The sequence below is a fragment of the Agrobacterium larrymoorei genome (assembly GCF_013322225.1).
In the GTDB taxonomy this organism is placed as follows: domain Bacteria; phylum Pseudomonadota; class Alphaproteobacteria; order Rhizobiales; family Rhizobiaceae; genus Agrobacterium; species Agrobacterium larrymoorei_A.
This window is the reverse complement of the sequence record NZ_JAAMFB010000009.1, coordinates 128,580-145,895: the sequence shown is the minus strand read 5'-3', so window position 1 is coordinate 145,895 and position 17,316 is coordinate 128,580. Positions and strand designations below refer to the sequence as shown.

Annotated in this window: 18 protein-coding genes; 8 read left to right on the top strand and 10 right to left on the bottom strand. The window is 55.7% G+C overall.

Annotated features, from left to right (window positions below):
• Positions 1–53 precede the first annotated feature (53 nt).
• On the bottom strand, positions 54–1,652 hold the full coding sequence (locus tag G6L28_RS04580) for a peptide ABC transporter substrate-binding protein (protein WP_174062612.1): 1,599 nt from the start codon (positions 1,650–1,652) through the stop codon (positions 54–56).
• A gap of 402 nt (positions 1,653–2,054) precedes the next feature.
• Between G6L28_RS04580 and G6L28_RS04575 the strand changes: the two genes are divergently transcribed.
• From G6L28_RS04575 to G6L28_RS04540, 8 genes are all read left to right on the top strand, one after another.
• A complete protein-coding gene (locus tag G6L28_RS04575) occupies positions 2,055–2,819 on the top strand; it encodes a DeoR/GlpR family DNA-binding transcription regulator (protein WP_174062611.1) in 765 nt (254 codons plus the stop codon).
• Positions 2,820–2,936: 117 nt separating this feature from the next.
• Positions 2,937–4,454, top strand: coding sequence for a glycerol-3-phosphate dehydrogenase (gene glpD, locus G6L28_RS04570; RefSeq protein ID WP_425292652.1), 1,518 nt, complete (start codon positions 2,937–2,939; stop codon positions 4,452–4,454).
• A gap of 77 nt (positions 4,455–4,531) precedes the next feature.
• Positions 4,532–5,614 carry an ABC transporter ATP-binding protein gene (locus G6L28_RS04565; RefSeq protein ID WP_174062610.1) on the top strand — a complete coding sequence of 361 codons (1,083 nt, stop codon included), beginning with the start codon at positions 4,532–4,534 and terminating at the stop codon, positions 5,612–5,614.
• A 12-nt stretch (positions 5,615–5,626) separates the two neighbouring features.
• Positions 5,627–6,697: an ABC transporter ATP-binding protein gene (locus G6L28_RS04560; RefSeq protein WP_027675247.1), complete on the top strand. Its 1,071-nt coding sequence runs from the start codon at positions 5,627–5,629 to the stop codon at positions 6,695–6,697.
• A gap of 3 nt (positions 6,698–6,700) precedes the next feature.
• Entirely contained in the window at positions 6,701–7,567 is an 867-nt protein-coding gene (locus G6L28_RS04555; RefSeq protein ID WP_027675246.1) for a carbohydrate ABC transporter permease, read from the top strand.
• A 14-nt stretch (positions 7,568–7,581) separates the two neighbouring features.
• The gene (locus tag G6L28_RS04550; RefSeq protein ID WP_137395524.1) at positions 7,582–8,397 is read left to right on the top strand and encodes a carbohydrate ABC transporter permease; all 816 of its coding nucleotides are present in this window, start codon (positions 7,582–7,584) and stop codon (positions 8,395–8,397) included.
• 15 nt (positions 8,398–8,412) lie between these two features.
• Positions 8,413–8,694, top strand: coding sequence for a DUF2160 domain-containing protein (locus tag G6L28_RS04545; protein WP_137395525.1), 282 nt, complete (start codon positions 8,413–8,415; stop codon positions 8,692–8,694).
• Positions 8,695–8,769: 75 nt separating this feature from the next.
• Positions 8,770–10,491: an extracellular solute-binding protein gene (locus tag G6L28_RS04540; protein WP_174062609.1), complete on the top strand. Its 1,722-nt coding sequence runs from the start codon at positions 8,770–8,772 to the stop codon at positions 10,489–10,491.
• A gap of 62 nt (positions 10,492–10,553) precedes the next feature.
• Here G6L28_RS04540 and G6L28_RS04535 read toward each other — a convergent pair whose 3' ends face one another.
• The 9 genes from G6L28_RS04535 to sctJ are packed head-to-tail and all read right to left on the bottom strand — an operon-like array spanning position 10,554 to position 17,316.
• A complete protein-coding gene (locus tag G6L28_RS04535; RefSeq protein ID WP_174062608.1) occupies positions 10,554–11,330 on the bottom strand; it encodes an EscU/YscU/HrcU family type III secretion system export apparatus switch protein in 777 nt (258 codons plus the stop codon).
• Positions 11,317–12,120, bottom strand: a complete 804-nt coding sequence (locus G6L28_RS04530) for an EscT/YscT/HrcT family type III secretion system export apparatus protein (RefSeq protein ID WP_174062607.1) — start codon at positions 12,118–12,120, stop codon at positions 11,317–11,319. Before G6L28_RS04530 ends, G6L28_RS04535 begins: the two co-directional genes overlap by 14 nt.
• Before the next feature lie 3 nt (positions 12,121–12,123).
• Positions 12,124–12,393, bottom strand: a complete 270-nt coding sequence (locus tag G6L28_RS04525; RefSeq protein WP_174062606.1) for a flagellar biosynthetic protein FliQ — start codon at positions 12,391–12,393, stop codon at positions 12,124–12,126.
• Between the two features lie 12 nt (positions 12,394–12,405).
• Positions 12,406–13,059: a type III secretion system export apparatus subunit SctR gene (gene sctR / locus G6L28_RS04520; protein ID WP_174062605.1), complete on the bottom strand. Its 654-nt coding sequence runs from the start codon at positions 13,057–13,059 to the stop codon at positions 12,406–12,408.
• Positions 13,059–14,069 (bottom strand): FliM/FliN family flagellar motor switch protein, encoded by a 1,011-nt coding sequence (locus tag G6L28_RS04515; protein ID WP_174062604.1) that lies wholly within the window; start codon positions 14,067–14,069, stop codon positions 13,059–13,061. The genes sctR and G6L28_RS04515 overlap by 1 nt, the downstream gene beginning before the upstream one ends.
• Positions 14,066–15,385 (bottom strand): FliI/YscN family ATPase, encoded by a 1,320-nt coding sequence (locus G6L28_RS04510; protein ID WP_174062603.1) that lies wholly within the window; start codon positions 15,383–15,385, stop codon positions 14,066–14,068. The genes G6L28_RS04515 and G6L28_RS04510 overlap by 4 nt, the downstream gene beginning before the upstream one ends.
• Positions 15,378–15,920, bottom strand: coding sequence for a type III secretion system stator protein SctL (gene sctL / locus G6L28_RS04505; RefSeq protein WP_174062602.1), 543 nt, complete (start codon positions 15,918–15,920; stop codon positions 15,378–15,380). Before sctL ends, G6L28_RS04510 begins: the two co-directional genes overlap by 8 nt.
• Positions 15,920–16,552: a hypothetical protein gene (locus G6L28_RS04500; protein WP_174062601.1), complete on the bottom strand. Its 633-nt coding sequence runs from the start codon at positions 16,550–16,552 to the stop codon at positions 15,920–15,922. Before G6L28_RS04500 ends, sctL begins: the two co-directional genes overlap by 1 nt.
• Positions 16,549–17,316 (bottom strand): type III secretion system inner membrane ring lipoprotein SctJ, encoded by a 768-nt coding sequence (sctJ, locus tag G6L28_RS04495; RefSeq protein ID WP_174062600.1) that lies wholly within the window; start codon positions 17,314–17,316, stop codon positions 16,549–16,551. Before sctJ ends, G6L28_RS04500 begins: the two co-directional genes overlap by 4 nt.

The following is a 17,316-nucleotide window of genomic DNA, read 5'->3' as shown; positions in this document are numbered from 1 at the left end:
TTCAGGGCTCCGGCATGGCACGGTGGTTTTGCCCACCGTGCCAATACTGCTGCTTATTCGGAAACGCTCAGGAAGCGGCTGAGGTGTTCGTTCGCAGCGTTATCTTCCCAACCCTTAACGCGGTTGGAAACCAGCCAAAGGTCTGCCTGCGTCAGCAGCGGAGCAACCGGCTGTTCCTTCATGAGGATGGTTTCGGCGTCATGCAGCAACTTGGAGCGAGCTGCCGGATCCTTCTCCTCATAAGACTTCTGCATCAGCGTATCGAATTCCGCGTTGTTGAACTTGGAATAGTTGAAGGTCTTGTTGGAAGAGACAGAGAGCGCGAGGAAGTTTTCCGCATCCGCATAGTCAGCAACCCAGCCGGCACGCGCGACATTGTACTTGCCACCTTCCTGCAGGTAACCGTAGTGCGAGGCAACGTCGAGGTTCACCAACGAGACCTTGGCGCCGAAGGTGTTCTTCCACATATCAGCAACGGCGGTGGCAACACGTTCATGGTTCGGGTTCGTGTTGTAACGGATTTCGATAGAGAGCGGCTTACCGCCTTCACCGTAACCGGCTTCCTTCATCAGCTTCAAAGCTTCGTCTTCACGATCCAGCTGGGACAGCGTTGCGAAATCTGCTTTTGCAGGATCGCCATAGGAATCCATACCTGGAGGAACCATGGAGTAAGCAGCAACCTGCGAACCGCTGTAGATTTCCTTGGCCAGGAAGTCGCGGTCGACGGCCATGGAAAGGGCGCGGCGAACGCGAACGTCGTTGTAAGGCGCTTCGCGCGTGTCGAAGGTGTAATAGTAAGTCGCCAGCGTCGGTGAGACGTGAACCTGTTCACCGTAGGACTTCTTCAGTCGGTCGATCTGGTCTGCGGAGAAGTTATAGGCGAGGTCCATTTCCTTCGCTTCGAAGCGACGAACGGACGCAGCCTGATCATCGATCGGATAAAAGATCACCTTATCGATCTTCGTGTTTGCAGCGTCCCAGAAATTGGTGTTCTTGACGACCGTCAGGCTGTCATTCGGGACATGGGCTTCGAGCTTGTAAGCGCCGTTAGACACCATAGTGCCCGGCTTGACGAAATCCGTGCCGTTCTTTTCGACGCTTGCCTTTGAAACAGGAAGTGCGGTCTGGTGGGCGAGAAGCTCAAGAAAAAAGGGGGTCGGTCGCTCGAGCGTAACTTCAAGCGTCTTGTCGTCCACGGCCTTTACGCCGAGTTCTTCAACCTTGGCTTCACCCTTGTTGATCTTTTCCGCATTTTTGATCGGGTAGAGAATGTTGGCATATTTCGCCGCCGTCTTGGGGTCTTCGACGCGCTGGTATGAGAAGACGAAGTCTCCAGCCGTTACCGGCGTACCATCAGACCACTTCGCGTCTGCGCGCAGCTTGAATGTGTAGACGGTGCCGTCATCAGAGAGCGTCCAGCTTTCCGCCGTACCGGGAACGATCTTGCCCGCAGCGTCATAGATGGTGAGACCTTCATAAAGGTCTTTCAGGATGAAAGCTTCGATGTTGATCGAGGTCTGCGCCTGATCGAGCGTCTGCGGCTCGCCGGAATTGCCTCGATGCAGAACGGTTTCTGCGAGTGCTGAACTTGCGCCAATCAGAAGCGAGCCTAGCAGGAGTGCGGCGCGCGTTGTTGTTTTTATAGAAAGCATTTTTTTATTCCCCAATCGTTTTGAGAGACCGCAGACAAGGATAAATTAGCGAAAGGCGCAACCCCAATATTTTCCGCCCGGTCAAATTCGGGGATTCTAAGAACGTCAAGCGAAGAGCGATTTTCCGGAAGCGGAGCCGCGAAAAGACCAACGAAATTATAACGATAGAAAGTCTGCAATCCAGTCCGGCTGACAGACAGATCCGTGCTCAACTATCTGTTCGAAGCTGTGGAAAATGGCGCGAATGAGACAGAAACAAGCGCGAAATTTATAGGTATCGTCCGTTCCGAAGGTTCCATCCCATCACCGCAAGGAAACTGACTTGTTACACTTTCGCTTTTCTGCAAAAGTGAAAGAAAACGAAACCGGCCGAGGCGGATCGGTCGCAGCGGAGGATCATCGATGTTTTTCTCGCCACGGCAGATCGAGATCATCGATCTTGCCAAATCCGAGGGTCGCGTGCTGGTCGAAGAACTTGCGGCACGTTTTTCGGTTACGCCACAGACAATCAGAAAAGATCTCAACGACCTTTGTGAAGCAAAGGCACTCAATCGAATACACGGAGGCGCTATTTTCCCGAGTGGTACCGAAAACGTCAGATACGAGGCGAGGCGTTCGATTGCAGCATCGGAGAAACAGGCGATAGGGCGCGCGGCCGCCGAACTCATTCCGGACAAGTCGTCGCTTTTCATCAACATCGGGACCACGACAGAAGCCGTAGGGGAAGCGTTACTCGATCATCACGAGCTGATGGTTATCACAAATAATATAAATGTTGCCAACAGGTTAAGGATATTTCCTTCCATCGAAGTTGTGATCACGGGCGGCGTGGTGCGCGGCACCGATGGCGGCATCGTCGGTGAAGCGGCAGTTGATTTCATTCGCCAGTTCAAGGTCGATTTCGCTGTAATCGGCGTTTCCGCAATCGATAATGACGGCGCCTTGCTGGACTATGATTTTCGTGAAGTGAAGGTTGCGCAGGCCATTATCGCCAATGCACGCCACGTCATACTTGTCACCGACTCGAGCAAATTCGACCGCACAGCACCGGTGCGCATCGGCCATCTTTCACAGGTTCACACCTTCATAACCGATCACTGTCCGGTCCCGGCGATCAAAGCGATATGCCGTGAAAACGAGGTGAATCTCATTGAAACCGACCCGTGACACCTTTTCGTGAAGATGTGTTAAGCATTCGTTTGACATTCGATTTATTTTCGCTTTAACTGCATTCAACTTTCGAATTGAAGAATAAGAAGCCGCTCAAGCAGCAGGCATCAGGGAGTGGAAAGCGTGTCGGGGCAGGAAGTTCGCGATATTTTCGTGATCGGTGGTGGAATCAACGGCTGCGGCATTGCGCGTGACGCGGCAGGCCGTGGATATTCCGTGACGCTGGCCGAAATGAACGACTTTGCTTCCGGCACCTCCTCCGGCGCGACCAAGCTTATCCATGGTGGCCTTCGTTATCTCGAGCACTATGAATTCCGCCTCGTGCGTGAAGCACTGATGGAGCGGGAAGTGCTTTGGGCAATGGCGCCGCACATCATCTGGCCAATGCGCTTTGTCCTGCCGTTCCACAAGGGCGGTATTCGTCCTGCCTGGCTTATCCGTCTTGGACTGTTCCTTTACGATCACCTCGGCGGTCGCAAGCTTCTGCCAGCAACGAAGTCGCTCGACATGCGGCGCGATCCTGCTGGCAAGCCGCTAAAACCACTCTTCACCAAAGCCTTCGAATATTCCGATGGCTGGGTGGACGATGCCCGGATGGTGGTGTTGAACGCCCGCGATGCCGCAGATCGTGGCGCAGACATCATGAGCCGCGCAAAGGTAACGTCCGTTCGCCGTGAAAACGGGCTCTGGAATATCGACGTGAAAGACATGGCAAGTGGCGCGGTGAAAAGCGTGCAGGCCCGCATGCTAGTCAACGCCTCCGGCCCGTGGGTCGATAATGTTCTTTCCAACGCGGCGGGGCGCAATCAGGTGCACAATGTGCGTCTGGTTCAAGGCAGCCACATCATCGTGAAAAAGAAGTTCAACGATCCGCGTGCGTACTTCTTCCAAAATCCAGACAACCGCATCATCTTCGCAATTCCTTACGAGACGGATTTCACCCTGATCGGTACCACGGACAGGGATTATCTTGGTGACCCGTCGCAGGTGAAGATCAGCGACGAGGAAACGGATTATCTCTGCAAAGCCGCAAGCGAATATTTCGCAGAACCGGTGACGAAAGACGATATCGTCTGGACCTACTCTGCCGTTCGGCCTCTTTATGATGACGGCGCTTCCAAGGCTCAGGAAGCAACCCGCGATTACGTGCTGAAGCTCGAAAATGCGTCCGGTGACGCTCCGCTTCTGAACGTCTTCGGCGGCAAGTTGACGACCTATCGCCGACTTGCCGAGCATGCACTGGAAAAGATTGGCGAAGGCATAGGCGAAAAGGGTTCACCCTGGACTGCCAAAAGCTCGCTGCCCGGCGGCGATTTTGCGCCGACTGGATATGACGCCGAAGTCAGTAAGTTGAAGGCCCGCTATGGCTTTCTTTCCGACCGTCATGCGCGCCGTTTCGTGCGGCTCTATGGCACAAAAGCTACTGTGTTTCTGGGTGACGCAAAGAGTGTGGAGGCACTTGGACAGCATTTCGGCGGCGATCTTTATGAACGGGAAGTGGAATGGCTCATCCAGCAAGAATGGGCCAGAACGAGCGACGATATTTTATGGCGTAGAACGAAGCAGGGCCTGCATTTTTCCAAGCAGGAAGCTGCCGCACTTGAAAACTACCTGACGGCAAAAGCTGCCTGATAATACCGCCCTGACGGGCACCGCATACTGAAAATTGACGCAGACATCTTGCTGGTTGGAGGAGGCCACAGGACAGAATGCTTGAATTGCGCAACATCGCGAAGATGGTGGGTGGTGAATACCATATTTACCCCACCAGTCTCACACTCAAGCGGGGCACGCTCAACGTCCTGCTTGGCCCGACATTGTCCGGCAAAACCTCTCTGATGCGGCTGATGGCTGGCTTGGACAAGCCGACCGAAGGTTCGCTCCATTTCGACGGAACAGATGTCACCGGCAAACGCGTGCAGGACCGCAGCGTTGCGATGGTGTACCAGCAGTTCATCAACTATCCTGCACTCAGCGTTTATGAAAACATCGCCTCCCCCATGCGGATTGCGAAGAAGGATAGCGCGACGATCGATCGTGAGGTGCGGAAAGCTGCCGATCTGTTAAAGCTGACGCCCTATCTGGAGCGCACACCACTTAATCTATCCGGTGGTCAGCAACAGCGTACCGCGCTGGCGCGCGCCATTGTCAAGAATGCAAGCCTCGTTCTTCTGGACGAGCCGCTCGCCAACCTCGACTACAAGCTGCGTGAGGAATTGCGCGAAGAACTTCCGAAGATTTTCGCTTCGTCTGGCGCGATTTTCGTTTACGCAACCACGGAGCCATCAGAAGCTCTTCTACTCGGCGGCAATACCGCGACCATGCATCAGGGCCGCATCACACAATATGGCCCGACCATCGACATGTATCGCAACCCGGTCGATCTCGTTTCCGCCAGAACATTTGCCGACCCGCCGCTGAATATCGTAGAACTGACGAAGAATGGCGGTTCTTTCCTACATAATGGCGCTCAGGTCTTTGCGGTACCGCCGCATCTTGCAAGCATCGCGGACGGTCCGGTCACAGTGGCGTTTCATCCTCACCATCTCTATCCAACGCCGACCCACGGTGCTGCGGTAAAGCTCGAAGCAAAGACGTTGGTCTCTGAAATTGCGGGTTCGGAAAGCTTCATCCATCTGAATTTTGCCGGCCACCGCTGGGTCATGCTGACGCGCGGCATTCTCGATATCGAGCCGGACCGGCAGATCGACATCTATCTCGACACCCGTCACCTGATGGCCTTCGATGTGAATGGCCGTTCCCTTGCCACCCCGCAACAAGCTGCCGCGTGAGGAGACAGAGACATGGCACGTATCAGTCTCGACCACATCCGCCACGCCTATAATGCCAAAGCGAAAGCGGCCAATGATTACGCCCTGAAGGAAGTGAACCACGAGTGGAGCGATGGCGGTGCCTATGCCCTGCTCGGCCCTTCCGGCTGCGGCAAGACGACCCTGCTGAACATCATTTCCGGGCTTATCAATCCATCCGACGGGCGCATTCTGTTCGATGGCAAGGATGTAACGAACCTGCCGACGGAGCAGCGCAATATTGCGCAGGTTTTCCAGTTCCCCGTCATCTACGACACGATGACGGTCTATGACAATCTGGCTTTTCCCTTGCGCAATCGCGGTGTGGCGGAAACGGAAGTCGACCGTCGCGTCAACGAAATTCTGGAGATGATCGACCTCGGCTCGATGGCGAAGCGCCGCGCGCGCCGACTGACCGCCGATCAGAAACAGAAGATTTCACTCGGTCGCGGACTGGTTCGCAACGACGTGAACGCCATTCTCTTCGATGAACCGCTGACCGTCATCGATCCGCATATGAAGTGGGTCCTGCGCTCGCAGTTGAAGCGCCTGCACCGCCAGTTCGGCTTCACCATGGTTTATGTGACGCATGACCAGACGGAAGCGTTGACCTTCGCCGACAAGGTGGTCGTCATGTATGACGGCCAGATCGTGCAAATCGGCACGCCGGCCGAGCTTTTCGAACGCCCCAGCCACACCTTCGTCGGTTACTTCATCGGCTCACCGGGCATGAATGTGCTGCCGGTTTCGCTTGACGGCGCACAGGCAAAGATTGGCGATCAGAATATCGCGCTTACCTCGGCACCGGCTTTCGAGTCGGGCGCGAAAACGGAACTCGGCATCAGACCCGAATTCATCTCGCTTGGGCGCGAAGGCATGCCGGTATCCATCAACAAGGTTGAGGATATCGGGCGTCAGAAGGTCGTGCGCTCCAGCTTCGCTGGCCATCCGCTGACCATCGTCGTTCCTGAAGACGGAGAAATTCCAGCCGAGCCGCGCGTCACCTTCGATCCAAAAGCCATCGGCATCTATGCCGATAGCTGGCGCGTCGGCACAGGAGCCTGAGCCATGGAAAAGACAGTCAACAACAAGGCCTGGTTCCTCGTCATTCCGGTTCTGGTGCTCGTCGCTTTTTCGGCGGTCATCCCGCTCATGACGGTCGTCAACTATTCGGTTCAGGATACGTTCGGCAATAACGAGTTCTTCTGGGCAGGCACGGACTGGTTCGTGCAGATGCTACACTCGCCCCGCTTCTGGGATGCGCTGATGCGCAACCTCATCTTCTCGCTCGTCATTCTCGCCATCGAAATTCCGCTCGGCATTCTGATTGCGCTGAATATGCCGAAGACGGGCCTGGGCGTACCGGTCTGCCTCGTGCTGATGGCGCTGCCGCTTCTCATTCCGTGGAACGTGGTCGGCACCATCTGGCAGGTATTCGGACGCGTCGATATCGGCTTTCTCGGCCACTATCTCTCCATGCTCGGCATCGATTATAACTATACCCAAGATCCCGTCGATGCATGGGCGACCGTCATCATCATGGATGTCTGGCACTGGACGAGCCTGGTCGTGCTGCTGTGCTATGCCGGTCTGGTCTCGATCCCTGACGCCTATTATCAGGCAGCACGAATCGATGGCGCCTCTCGCTGGTCGGTGTTCCGCTTCATCCAGTTGCCAAAGATGAAACGCGTGCTTTTGATCGCCGTGCTGCTGCGCTTCATGGACAGCTTCATGATCTACACCGAACCCTTCGTCGTCACCGGCGGCGGTCCCGGCAACTCCACGACATTCCTGTCCATCGATCTCGTGAAAATGGCAGTCGGTCAGTTCGACCTGGGACCAGCTGCGGCAATGTCGATCATCTACTTCCTGATCATCCTTGCCCTGTCGTGGATATTCTACACCGTCATGACCAACAGCGACGCAGACGCGTAAGAAAGGAGAACGTTATGAGCAATTCTACCATGTCCCGCTTCTCCTTTCTGATCCCGACGATCTACATCCTCTTCCTGCTGCTGCCGATCTACTGGCTCGTGAATATGAGCTTCAAGGAGAATGCTGAAATTCTGGGGGCCTTTTCGCTGTGGCCACAGAACCCGACGCTTCGCAATTACACGATCATCTTTACCGATCCGTCCTGGTATAACGGCTATATCAACTCCATCATCTATGTGGTGCTGAACACGATCATCTCGGTGGCGGCAGCGCTTCCGGCGGCTTATGCCTTCTCTCGCTATCGCTTCCTTGGCGACAAGCACCTGTTCTTCTGGCTGCTGACCAACCGCATGGCACCGCCCGCCGTCTTTGCCCTGCCCTTTTTCCAGCTCTACTCGGCATTCGGCCTAATCGACACGCATATCGCAGTCGCCATCGCCCACTGCCTGTTTAACGTGCCGCTGGCGGTGTGGATTTTGGAAGGCTTCATGTCCGGCGTTCCGAAGGAAATCGATGAGACCGCCTATATCGACGGCTATTCCTTCCCGCGCTTCTTCGTAAAAATCTTCATGCCCTTGATTGCAAGCGGCATCGGTGTTGCTGCCTTCTTCTGCTTCATGTTCTCGTGGGTCGAACTGCTGCTGGCGAGAACGCTGACGACGACCGCCGCAAAGCCGATTGCAGCGACGATGACCAGAACCGTCTCTGCCTCGGGCATGGACTGGGGCGTGCTGGCCGCCGCCGGTGTACTCACCATCATTCCCGGCGCGCTCGTCATCTATTTCGTCCGCAACTACATCGCCAAGGGCTTTGCCCTGGGCCGCGTCTAACAAGGAGAAGCTTCGATGAATTTTTCCTGGATGGCATGGACGCTGCCTACGGCGCTGTTTTTCCTGACGATCCTTGCCCTGCTAATTGGAATGGCGGTGTGGGAGTATTTCTCGCCCGGCGGCAATCCGCGCGTCGGCATTCTTCGGTTCGAAACGACGAGGGGAGACAGGCTCTTCGTTTCGCTGCTCGGCTCCGCCTTCATCAATCTTGCCTGGCTCGGCTTTGTCGGCCCCGGCCTGTGGTGGGCGCTCGCTCTTTCGGTGGTCTATGCGATTGGCGTGTTCCGCTTCGTATAGCTGCCGACGACATACCGGGACGGAGGACGACCCGGCGAAATGCATCTGAAGCAATCGCAAAATTGGAGGACTAAAATGCGAATGCATCTTCTGACAACGACAGCAGCGGCGCTGCTGGCAATTACCGGCGTGGCTCACGCTGGCATGAACGAGGCGAAATCCTTCCTCGACAAGGAAGTGGGCGACCTCTCCTCCCTTTCCCGTGCGGACCAGGAAAAGGAAATGCAATGGTTCATCGATGCCGCGAAGCCTTTCGCCGGCATGGATATCAAGGTCGTCTCGGAAACGCTGACGACGCATGAATATGAATCGAAGGTGCTGGCCAAGGCATTCTCGGAAATCACCGGTATCAAGATCACCCACGACCTGATCGGTGAAGGTGACGTCGTTGAAAAGCTGCAGACGCAGATGCAGTCCGGCGAAAACATCTACGACGCTTTCGTCAACGACAGTGACTTGATCGGTACCCATTGGCGCTACCAGCAGGTGCGCAACCTCACCGACTGGATGGCAGGCGAAGGCAAGGACGTGACCAACCCCGGTCTCGATCTGAAGGACTTCATCGGCACCAAGTTCACCACGGCACCGGATGGTAAGCTCTATCAGCTTCCCGACCAGCAGTTCGCGAACCTTTACTGGTTCCGTTATGACTGGTTCAACGATGCCAAGAACAAGGCCGACTTCAAGGCCAAGTACGGCTACGATCTTGGCGTTCCGGTCAACTGGTCTGCTTACGAAGACATTGCCGAATTCTTCACCGGCCGTGAAATCAACGGCAAGAAGGTCTACGGCCATATGGATTATGGCAAGAAGGACCCATCTCTCGGCTGGCGCTTCACCGATGCATGGCTTTCCATGGCCGGTAACGGCGACAAAGGCCTGCCAAACGGTCTACCCGTCGATGAATGGGGCATCAAGGTCAACGAAAAGTCCCAGCCGGTCGGCTCCTGCGTTGCACGCGGCGGTGATACAAACGGCCCTGCCTCCGTTTACGCCATCCAAAAATATCTCGACTGGTTGAAGGCATACGCTCCTCCGGCAGCACAGGGCATGAACTTCTCCGAGTCCGGCCCGGTTCCGGCGCAGGGTGAAGTCGCGCAGCAGATCTTCTGGTACACCGCCTTTACCGCAGATGCGGTCAAGAAAGGTCTGCCCGTCGTCAACGAGGATGGCACGCCGAAATGGCGCATGGCACCCTCCCCGCACGGCGTTTACTGGAAGGACGGCATGAAGCTCGGCTATCAGGACGTGGGTTCATGGACGCTGATGAAGTCCACCCCGACTGACCGCGCCAAGGCTGCATGGCTCTATGCGCAGTTCGTCACTTCCAAAACCGTGGACGTGAAGAAGGCTCATGTCGGCCTGACGCTCATCCGTGAATCGACCATCAACCACGAGAGCTTCACCAAGCGCGCCAAAGATCTCGGCGGTCTGATCGAGTTCTATCGTTCACCTGCCCGCGTTCAGTGGTCTCCGACCGGCACCAACGTTCCTGACTATCCGAAGCTCGCGCAGCTGTGGTGGCAGGCCGTGGGTGATGCCTCTTCCGGCGCAAAGACCGCACAGGAAGCCATGGACTCGCTTTGCGCAGAACAGGAAAAGGTCATGCAGCGTCTGGAACGCGCAGGCGTTCAGGGCGACAAGGGTCCGAAGCTGGCTGAAGAGCACGATCTCGAATACTGGAACAAGGATGCCGTATCCAAGGGCCACCTTGCACCGCAGCTAAAGATCCAGAACGAGAAGGAAAAGCCAGTTACCGTTAATTACGATGAACTGGTGAAGAGCTGGCAGAAATAAGCCTTTGACTCTTAATAACATTCATCGGGGCGGTTTTCCGCCCCGATTTTTTATGCGCAAGCTCATCCCCGCCGGATTTCGTTGCCAATTCGCCTGCGTGCCGAGCGGACGTGCGGGTCGCCGTAGGTTTCCTTCTGCTCTCGCTTGGATTCTGTTTTCGTCATCCGGTGTTCGCGCTGGAACAGGCCTCTGGAGATGCGGATATCGAAAGCAGCCGCAATGACGATGATGATGGAAACGATAACCACCATCGTCGCAATAAGATAGCTGGAGACGGCAAGGCTGCATTCGGCACCGCAAAGTGGCGACCAGAAAACGGCGTTGAGAAAATAGATGAGCGTCGCGGCACCGGCAGTCGTCAATACGGCAAACTTCACCATGCTTTTCACGAACTCTATGATGCTGGAAAAAGAGAACATTTTCTTGAAACCCTCGGCGGGGTTCATCCGATTGAAGTCCAGTTTCATATGCTTCATAGACATCAACAGACCCTGCCCATCGATGATAGCGGTAACGATGACCGCAACGACACCGAGGGCCGCAGGAACGGCGACCATCAACAACAGCTCAACTGCCGAAGATCGGACCAGGGCACCGAAGTAACCGATATCGAACTCTCGCCCAGTTTGCGGCAAAACTGACAGTGGAGCTTCGAAGAAATGAGCGAAGCTCTGCAGGATCGACTGGCTCATCCAGACGAGATAGCATGTGATGGCGAGTACCGAGACGGCTGCTGGCAAATCCTTCGAGCGGGCGACCTGCCCATCACGGCGCAATTTATTGAGCTTGATCTGGCTGGGCGGTAGTGACTTTTCTTCCGTGTCGTCATTCTTTGCCAAGATCGACCTCCAGCATGGATCTTACCTGCGTAAATCCACTCGTCCATGTCTCGTGGAAGTAACTGCCGATGAACATGGTGTAAACGACAAGGACAACCAAAACCGCGAGATTCTTGAAGACCGGCAAGGCATCATTCAATTGCAATTGCCTCGCCGATCTAGCCGTATAACTGAATGAAAGTTCGATTGTCATTGCCACGATAATGAAAGGCGAAGCGAGGACTGCACCGGCTTTGAAGATACTGGCGAAAATCTGGATCATCGGAACGAGTGGCGCTTCAGGCAATCGAGGGAAGGCGGCCAACAGAGGCCAGAAGCTGAAAGACATATAGAAGATAGAGATAAGATCGACCAAGCCACCTGCTCCGATAAAGAGCATCAGAGCAATCGACATCAGCAACGAACCTAATGGTGCGGTCTCTAGTGCGTTGACCTGATCGAACAGGTTCGCGGCATTCGCCCCGCGATAGACATCGGTCATATCACCTGTTGCCTGCGCGGCCCAGAAAGGCACTCCAAGCCCGATGCCGAGCACAAAGCCGAAAACGAATTCCTTTACGGACAGAAACGACAGGTCGAAATACGTCACCTGCCCTTTCATGATGAAGGTGTAAGCCACCATCAACGAAGGCGCCGACAGGCCGATGGCAAGACCAAACCTTAATATTCCAGCGATATTGAAGAGCGAAAAAATCGGGAAGATGACCATGATGCCAAGCGCTCTGGCGGCGCCCAGCATGAGGGCCGCGGGCACGGCGATATTGACATCGACAGCCTGCCCCGCCCCCATCGCTCAACGAACCATGTTAGGAAAGTCGTTGAGAATGTGAATGGAATGCTCGATCAAAGGGGTTGCAAGCGCCCGTCCGAAAAACAGCAAAGCCGCCGAGATCAGTCCGATCTTGATGATTTGCGCGATGGTCTGCTCTTGAATCTGAGTCGCAGCCTGAAACACCGCTATCAACAGGCCAATGACCGCCGCGAGTATCAACAGCGGCCCAGCCAGCGCGAAAGTGGCCATGGCAGACATGCTGATTTCTGCCACCATCTGGTCGCTGTTCATATGCGCATTCCCTCAAGTCGCATAGGTCAGTACCAGACCTTCTAGCAGCCTGCGCCATCCATCGATGGATACGAACAGCAGCAATTTGACAGGCGTGGAGACCACGGTGGGCGACATCATCTGCATACCCAGAGACACCAGAATTGCGGAAATGGCGAAATCGATCATCAGGAACGGCAAATAGATCAGAAAGCCGATTTCGAAGGCGCGGGTTAGTTCTGAGACCAGAAAACTAGGTGCAAGTACCGTCAGATCGTCTGGCCCGGCCGCATTTGCTTCCGCACCCTGCCAAACCTGTTTCGATGCCTGGGCGAAAAAATCGCGGACCTCCTGATCGGAATATCTGAGCATGAAGGATTTGAGCGGTTCCGAAACCTTGGAAAAACCCTCGGCCATCGTGCCAGCAGCAGAGAAATCTGCGGAGTGAACCAGAAGCAGCCGCCAGCTTTCGCGCAACACCGGATCCATGACGAAGACCGTCAGGACGATTGCGATGGCGAATACCAGCAGGTTTGGCGGTGTCTGCTGTATACCGATAGCGTTCCGAACGATCAGCAAAACGACGGAAATCTTCGTGAAAGACGTGGCTATGACAGCGATGACGGGCAATATCGAAATGATCGACAACGCGGCAAGGCTTTGGCTAATGGGAAATCCAGAGTCCATCAGGGGTTGAGCGCCGTGATGCGGACGGCGGTGAGGCCCTCTACGGAAACGACTTCGCCATGTCCGATAATACGGCCTTGAGCGACGATATCGACGCTGCGGGATGGATGGCGACCGATGTCGAAGACGTGCCCTACGCCGATACCCTCCAGTTCAGAGAGGGGGACCTCGATGCGGCCGGCGTCGAAAACAAGTCTGATCGGAATGTCGCCAACCGCACCCTGCACCGGGTGAATATGATGTTCCTGATCGTCAGACGTCGCCATCAAATGCCTCATCGAACTGGGGGGAATTGAGAGAAGTGGGGTCAAAAGGCGCAAGCCATCGTCCTGCTCGGTCACCTCTGCCAGGAAACGCTCGCCGGTGACGGCCCAAACGGGCGCTGCCTCATAGGCAACACCCAGCACGATCGCATCTCCGATGCGCAACGAACGTAGTTCTGCACTGGAAATCGTTGCGCTACCGTGGCGTATATTAATGGGAATATGGAGTACCGAGGGCATGACCCCGGGTAGACTGTGTTGCCATCTTTGAAGCTTGCCGAGTTGCGCGGGCGAAACCAGCAGACCCGCCGGAACAGCGATACCATCCACTTCGATTTCACAGGCAAAATTGGTAGCAAAACCTGAAGGATCGTCGTCCTGAACGTCGGTTATCTCGATTGTGCAGCCGCAGATTTCCTCCAGCTTCGTGAAGGCGTTCTGCAAAATGCATTCAAGAACCAGAGGCTTGATCTGTGAATGGACATTGCGCCAATCCAGCCCCGGTTCGCGCCGATTGCACAATAAAGTCAGGCTATTATGCGACAGCTTCACCACTATGTCGTCATCACCAATGCGAGCCCTTATGTAGACTGGATCGGTGATGCTCTCCGCGGCAAGCTCGATACGCATCGGGCGAATTGAAATCCATTCCGCTCCCGTCAGAAGCGGCCACGGCTTTTTCTCGGCAAATCGACGGTCCAGCGGCAGCCCGGCATCTTCGAAACTCAGTGCGATCCTTGCCGTCATTGCGCCAGACCCTCGACCGCGTCCACGATCTGTTCAAAGGAACGGGTGCCGCCTTTGCCGTCATATAGCATGGCGTTAATCGCGTCCCTTTTTGCGACCGCTTCATCGACGTCAGGATCGTTACCCTGCCTGTATTCGCCGACACGTATCAGCAGCTCGACATCGCTATAGGTAGACATGAGCGAACGTATCCGGTTGGCTGCCGTCTGGTGTCGGGTTGAAGTGACAGCACTCATCAGGCGGCTTCTGCTTTGCAGAATATCGATTGCAGGAAACTGGCCCGATCTGGCGATGCGTTCCGACAGCACAATATGGCCGTCGAGAAGCGACCGCGACTCTTCCGCTATCGGATCTTCGTTGTCTGCACCCTCGACCAGAACTGAATAAAATGCGGTTATCGAGCCCGACACGCCGTTACCGGTTCGCTCAAAGATTTGCGGTAGGGCCGCAAATACGGAGGGCGGAAATCCGCGCCTAACAGGCGGCTCGCCAGATGCCAGTCCTATTTCGCGCATGGCGCGCGCAACGCGGGTTACACTGTCGATAACCAGCAGAACGCTTTTTCCCTCATCTCGAAAATGCTCGGCAATAGCCGTTGCCGTCAGAACCGCCTTGTATCGCTCCAGAGCGGGCCGGTCGGAGGTTGCCGAAACCAGCACCATTTTCGATGGCTGAGCATCGGGCATATTGTGCTGCACGAATTCACCAACTTCCCGCCCGCGCTCCCCCACCAGCGCGCAGACGATGACATCGGCTTGGGTGTTTTGGATGATTTCGGAAATAAGCGTTGATTTGCCCGCACCGGGAGGACCGAATATTCCGACGCGCTGGCCCTCGCCGCAGGTCAACATCGCATCGATTGCTGTGACGCCCGTCACAAAGGTGCGGGAAATGGGCTTACGCGATAGCGGATCGACCGGACTACCATATAGTGAGCGGAATGATCTGCTGGACAGCCCTGAGGTTCCGAAAGCACGGCGAACGATGTGACCATGCGCATCGATGATAGCGCCGATCAGAAAGTCCCCCACTTCAATGCTCGGTTCACGCCCCGAAGGAACGACCTCGGTCCGCATTGATAGACCGCGCGTTTCTCCGTGCAACGACAGCAACGCCACGTCGCCGTCTATTCCGACCACCTCAGCGAAGCCGATCGTGCCTTTGCCAGGCTCGTACAACTCACAAAGCTCACCCACACGGACCAAAGGGAGTTCTGCGCGCACCAACAAGCCGGAAATGCTGCTGATCCTCCCGCCGCTTCGTCGCGTGTCGACGGCGCTTACTGCCTGTTCGAGCTTCGCGAGAAGGTCAGCCACGATTGATGGCTTCCACAAGACGCGCAAGCTGATCTGCAAGACCGATGTGCTTGCGCGTGCCTTCGGCTTCCAGAACAACTTCGCCCGGCGCCATATACTGGTCCGTCAGCACAGAGATGTTGGGATGTACGTCTTTCAGCGCTTCGCTGACGATGTCATGATCCTCGACGCAGACTTTTACAACTATACTCGAAGATGCCGCCTCATCCCGAACAGCCTGCGTTACCATTTGGCGATAGCGCTCCTGCGGCGTAAAATCCGCAAGGATTAGTCCGATTGCCTGGAAAACAACCGTAGCAATCCGCTCTTCCATATCTTTAAGCTCACGCTCGGCCTTTCCGAGCGCTTCGCCGAGATGAGCGGCTAGAAATTCAAAGCCATCCCGACGCCCTGCGGCGAAACCCTCTGCGCGCGCAACTTCGAGAACAGACCTGCGCTCTTCCTCCAAACCGGCGGCTCGCTTTTCCAGCGCCGCAACGAGCCGCTCCGCCTCGTAGACATGAGCGAAATCTTCCGCGCGAATGATCCTGGACATTACGCCTCCTGCCCATGGAGCGTCGCATCAGCTAGAATTACTGTTGCGAGTTCGCAGGCTAGGTTACGATGGACTGAGCCCAACGTCGCTCCGACCGTTTTTGCATCGCAGATGCGCCAAGCGGGATTTATCCTCTCCGCGCCAGCCCAAAGGCGCAGCAGGCTCCAGCCGTTGCACAAAAGCGCCGTTTCGGTAATCGGCTCCAAATCAGTTGGAGGGAACGATAATGGAAAACCTGCGGCGTAATGCAGGGCCTTGGCGACCGTTTCAGCGCTGCAGAATGTGCCGACGCTTTCCAGGACAGCGCCCCTTATCGCACCGCCGCGCAGTGCGAAATCATATGAAAGGCCTAGCAAGAGCGAAACTCTCTCCAGCTCCAGCTCCGGCATCAGATGAAAATTTCTGGCTCCTACCGAGGAAAGCGTTGGCTGGCCAAGTTCCGCGACAAGAATGCCGTAGAGGCGATGAGACAGACGTGGTGAACTTTTAATTCTGTGGCGTAGCGTTTCAGGAACGCTTTGAAAGAGGGATACATTGCGAAGCTTGGCACACGCCACCAGTCTCCGCTTCTCTCGGGCAAGAGCGACCGGCGAAGGCAATCGTGAAAAATCATGCTGGGCTTTCTCCGTCACGGGTTTTCCTCACGGCGCGGCATGAGCAGCAGAAAACCAGCGCCGATAGCCAGCAAAAGAGCGAAAGTGATCAACAATCCCTGCTTGCTGAATCCGCTGGCCCACGTAAACCAGCCTTCTCCATCAACCACCTCAGAAGGCTGAGCCGGCGTGGCAGGCGTTGACCGGATCGGGTCCATTCCAATTTGACGCGGGCTGGCAACGACCGAAATGTCTTCGTAGGAAAGGCCCTGAACACCATTTACGACCAAAGCCCTGCTGCGTGTCTCGATGGCGGCAACATCCGCCCCATCCCGATATGTCAAAAGGACTGAAGCACGCGCTTTTTCCTTGATCAGTCCGCGACCGTTGTCTTCCGGCAGGACCACATGGACACGAGCGTCCGACACGCCTTCCAGAGCCATAAGGGTTTCTGAAAGTTGCTGCTCGATTGCGTAGCGCATTCGGATCTTCTGCTCGAATGGCGTCACCAGAAAGCCGCTACCGGGGAAGACTTCCGCGACAGAGGGAAATTCACTGCGCGGCAAACCCTGGCTGGTCAGAATTTCCAGAGCCTTCACACGATCAGCGGCATCTCCGGATAGGCTGTAGCGATTGTCTTCCCCCTTGGTTGCAACAACGTCGATACCCGACCGCTCCAGCAACACCTGCGCATCCAGCATGTCGCGCTGGCTTAAGTTTCCGATGAAGTCTTCCGAACAGCCTGCGAGCGAAAGCGTCAGTCCCAGAGCGCAAATTGCCCGCGATAATCCCCCGACCCCCAT

Excerpts from the sequence above, each read along its gene's own strand:
- G6L28_RS04580 (WP_174062612.1), bottom strand. The coding sequence starts at position 1,652 with ATGCTTTCTATAAAAACAACAACGCGCGCCGCACTCCTGCTAGGCTCG.
- G6L28_RS04575 (WP_174062611.1), top strand. The coding sequence starts at position 2,055 with ATGTTTTTCTCGCCACGGCAGATCGAGATCATCGATCTTGCCAAATCC.
- G6L28_RS04565 (WP_174062610.1), top strand. The coding sequence starts at position 4,532 with ATGCTTGAATTGCGCAACATCGCGAAGATGGTGGGTGGTGAATACCAT.
- G6L28_RS04560 (WP_027675247.1), top strand. The coding sequence starts at position 5,627 with ATGGCACGTATCAGTCTCGACCACATCCGCCACGCCTATAATGCCAAA.
- G6L28_RS04555 (WP_027675246.1), top strand. The coding sequence starts at position 6,701 with ATGGAAAAGACAGTCAACAACAAGGCCTGGTTCCTCGTCATTCCGGTT.
- G6L28_RS04550 (WP_137395524.1), top strand. The coding sequence starts at position 7,582 with ATGAGCAATTCTACCATGTCCCGCTTCTCCTTTCTGATCCCGACGATC.
- G6L28_RS04545 (WP_137395525.1), top strand. The coding sequence starts at position 8,413 with ATGAATTTTTCCTGGATGGCATGGACGCTGCCTACGGCGCTGTTTTTC.
- G6L28_RS04540 (WP_174062609.1), top strand. The coding sequence starts at position 8,770 with ATGCGAATGCATCTTCTGACAACGACAGCAGCGGCGCTGCTGGCAATT.
- G6L28_RS04530 (WP_174062607.1), bottom strand. The coding sequence starts at position 12,120 with ATGGGGGCGGGGCAGGCTGTCGATGTCAATATCGCCGTGCCCGCGGCC.
- G6L28_RS04525 (WP_174062606.1), bottom strand. The coding sequence starts at position 12,393 with ATGAACAGCGACCAGATGGTGGCAGAAATCAGCATGTCTGCCATGGCC.
- sctR (WP_174062605.1), bottom strand. The coding sequence starts at position 13,059 with ATGGACTCTGGATTTCCCATTAGCCAAAGCCTTGCCGCGTTGTCGATC.
- G6L28_RS04515 (WP_174062604.1), bottom strand. The coding sequence starts at position 14,069 with ATGACGGCAAGGATCGCACTGAGTTTCGAAGATGCCGGGCTGCCGCTG.
- sctL (WP_174062602.1), bottom strand. The coding sequence starts at position 15,920 with ATGTCCAGGATCATTCGCGCGGAAGATTTCGCTCATGTCTACGAGGCG.
- sctJ (WP_174062600.1), bottom strand. The coding sequence starts at position 17,316 with ATGGGGGTCGGGGGATTATCGCGGGCAATTTGCGCTCTGGGACTGACG.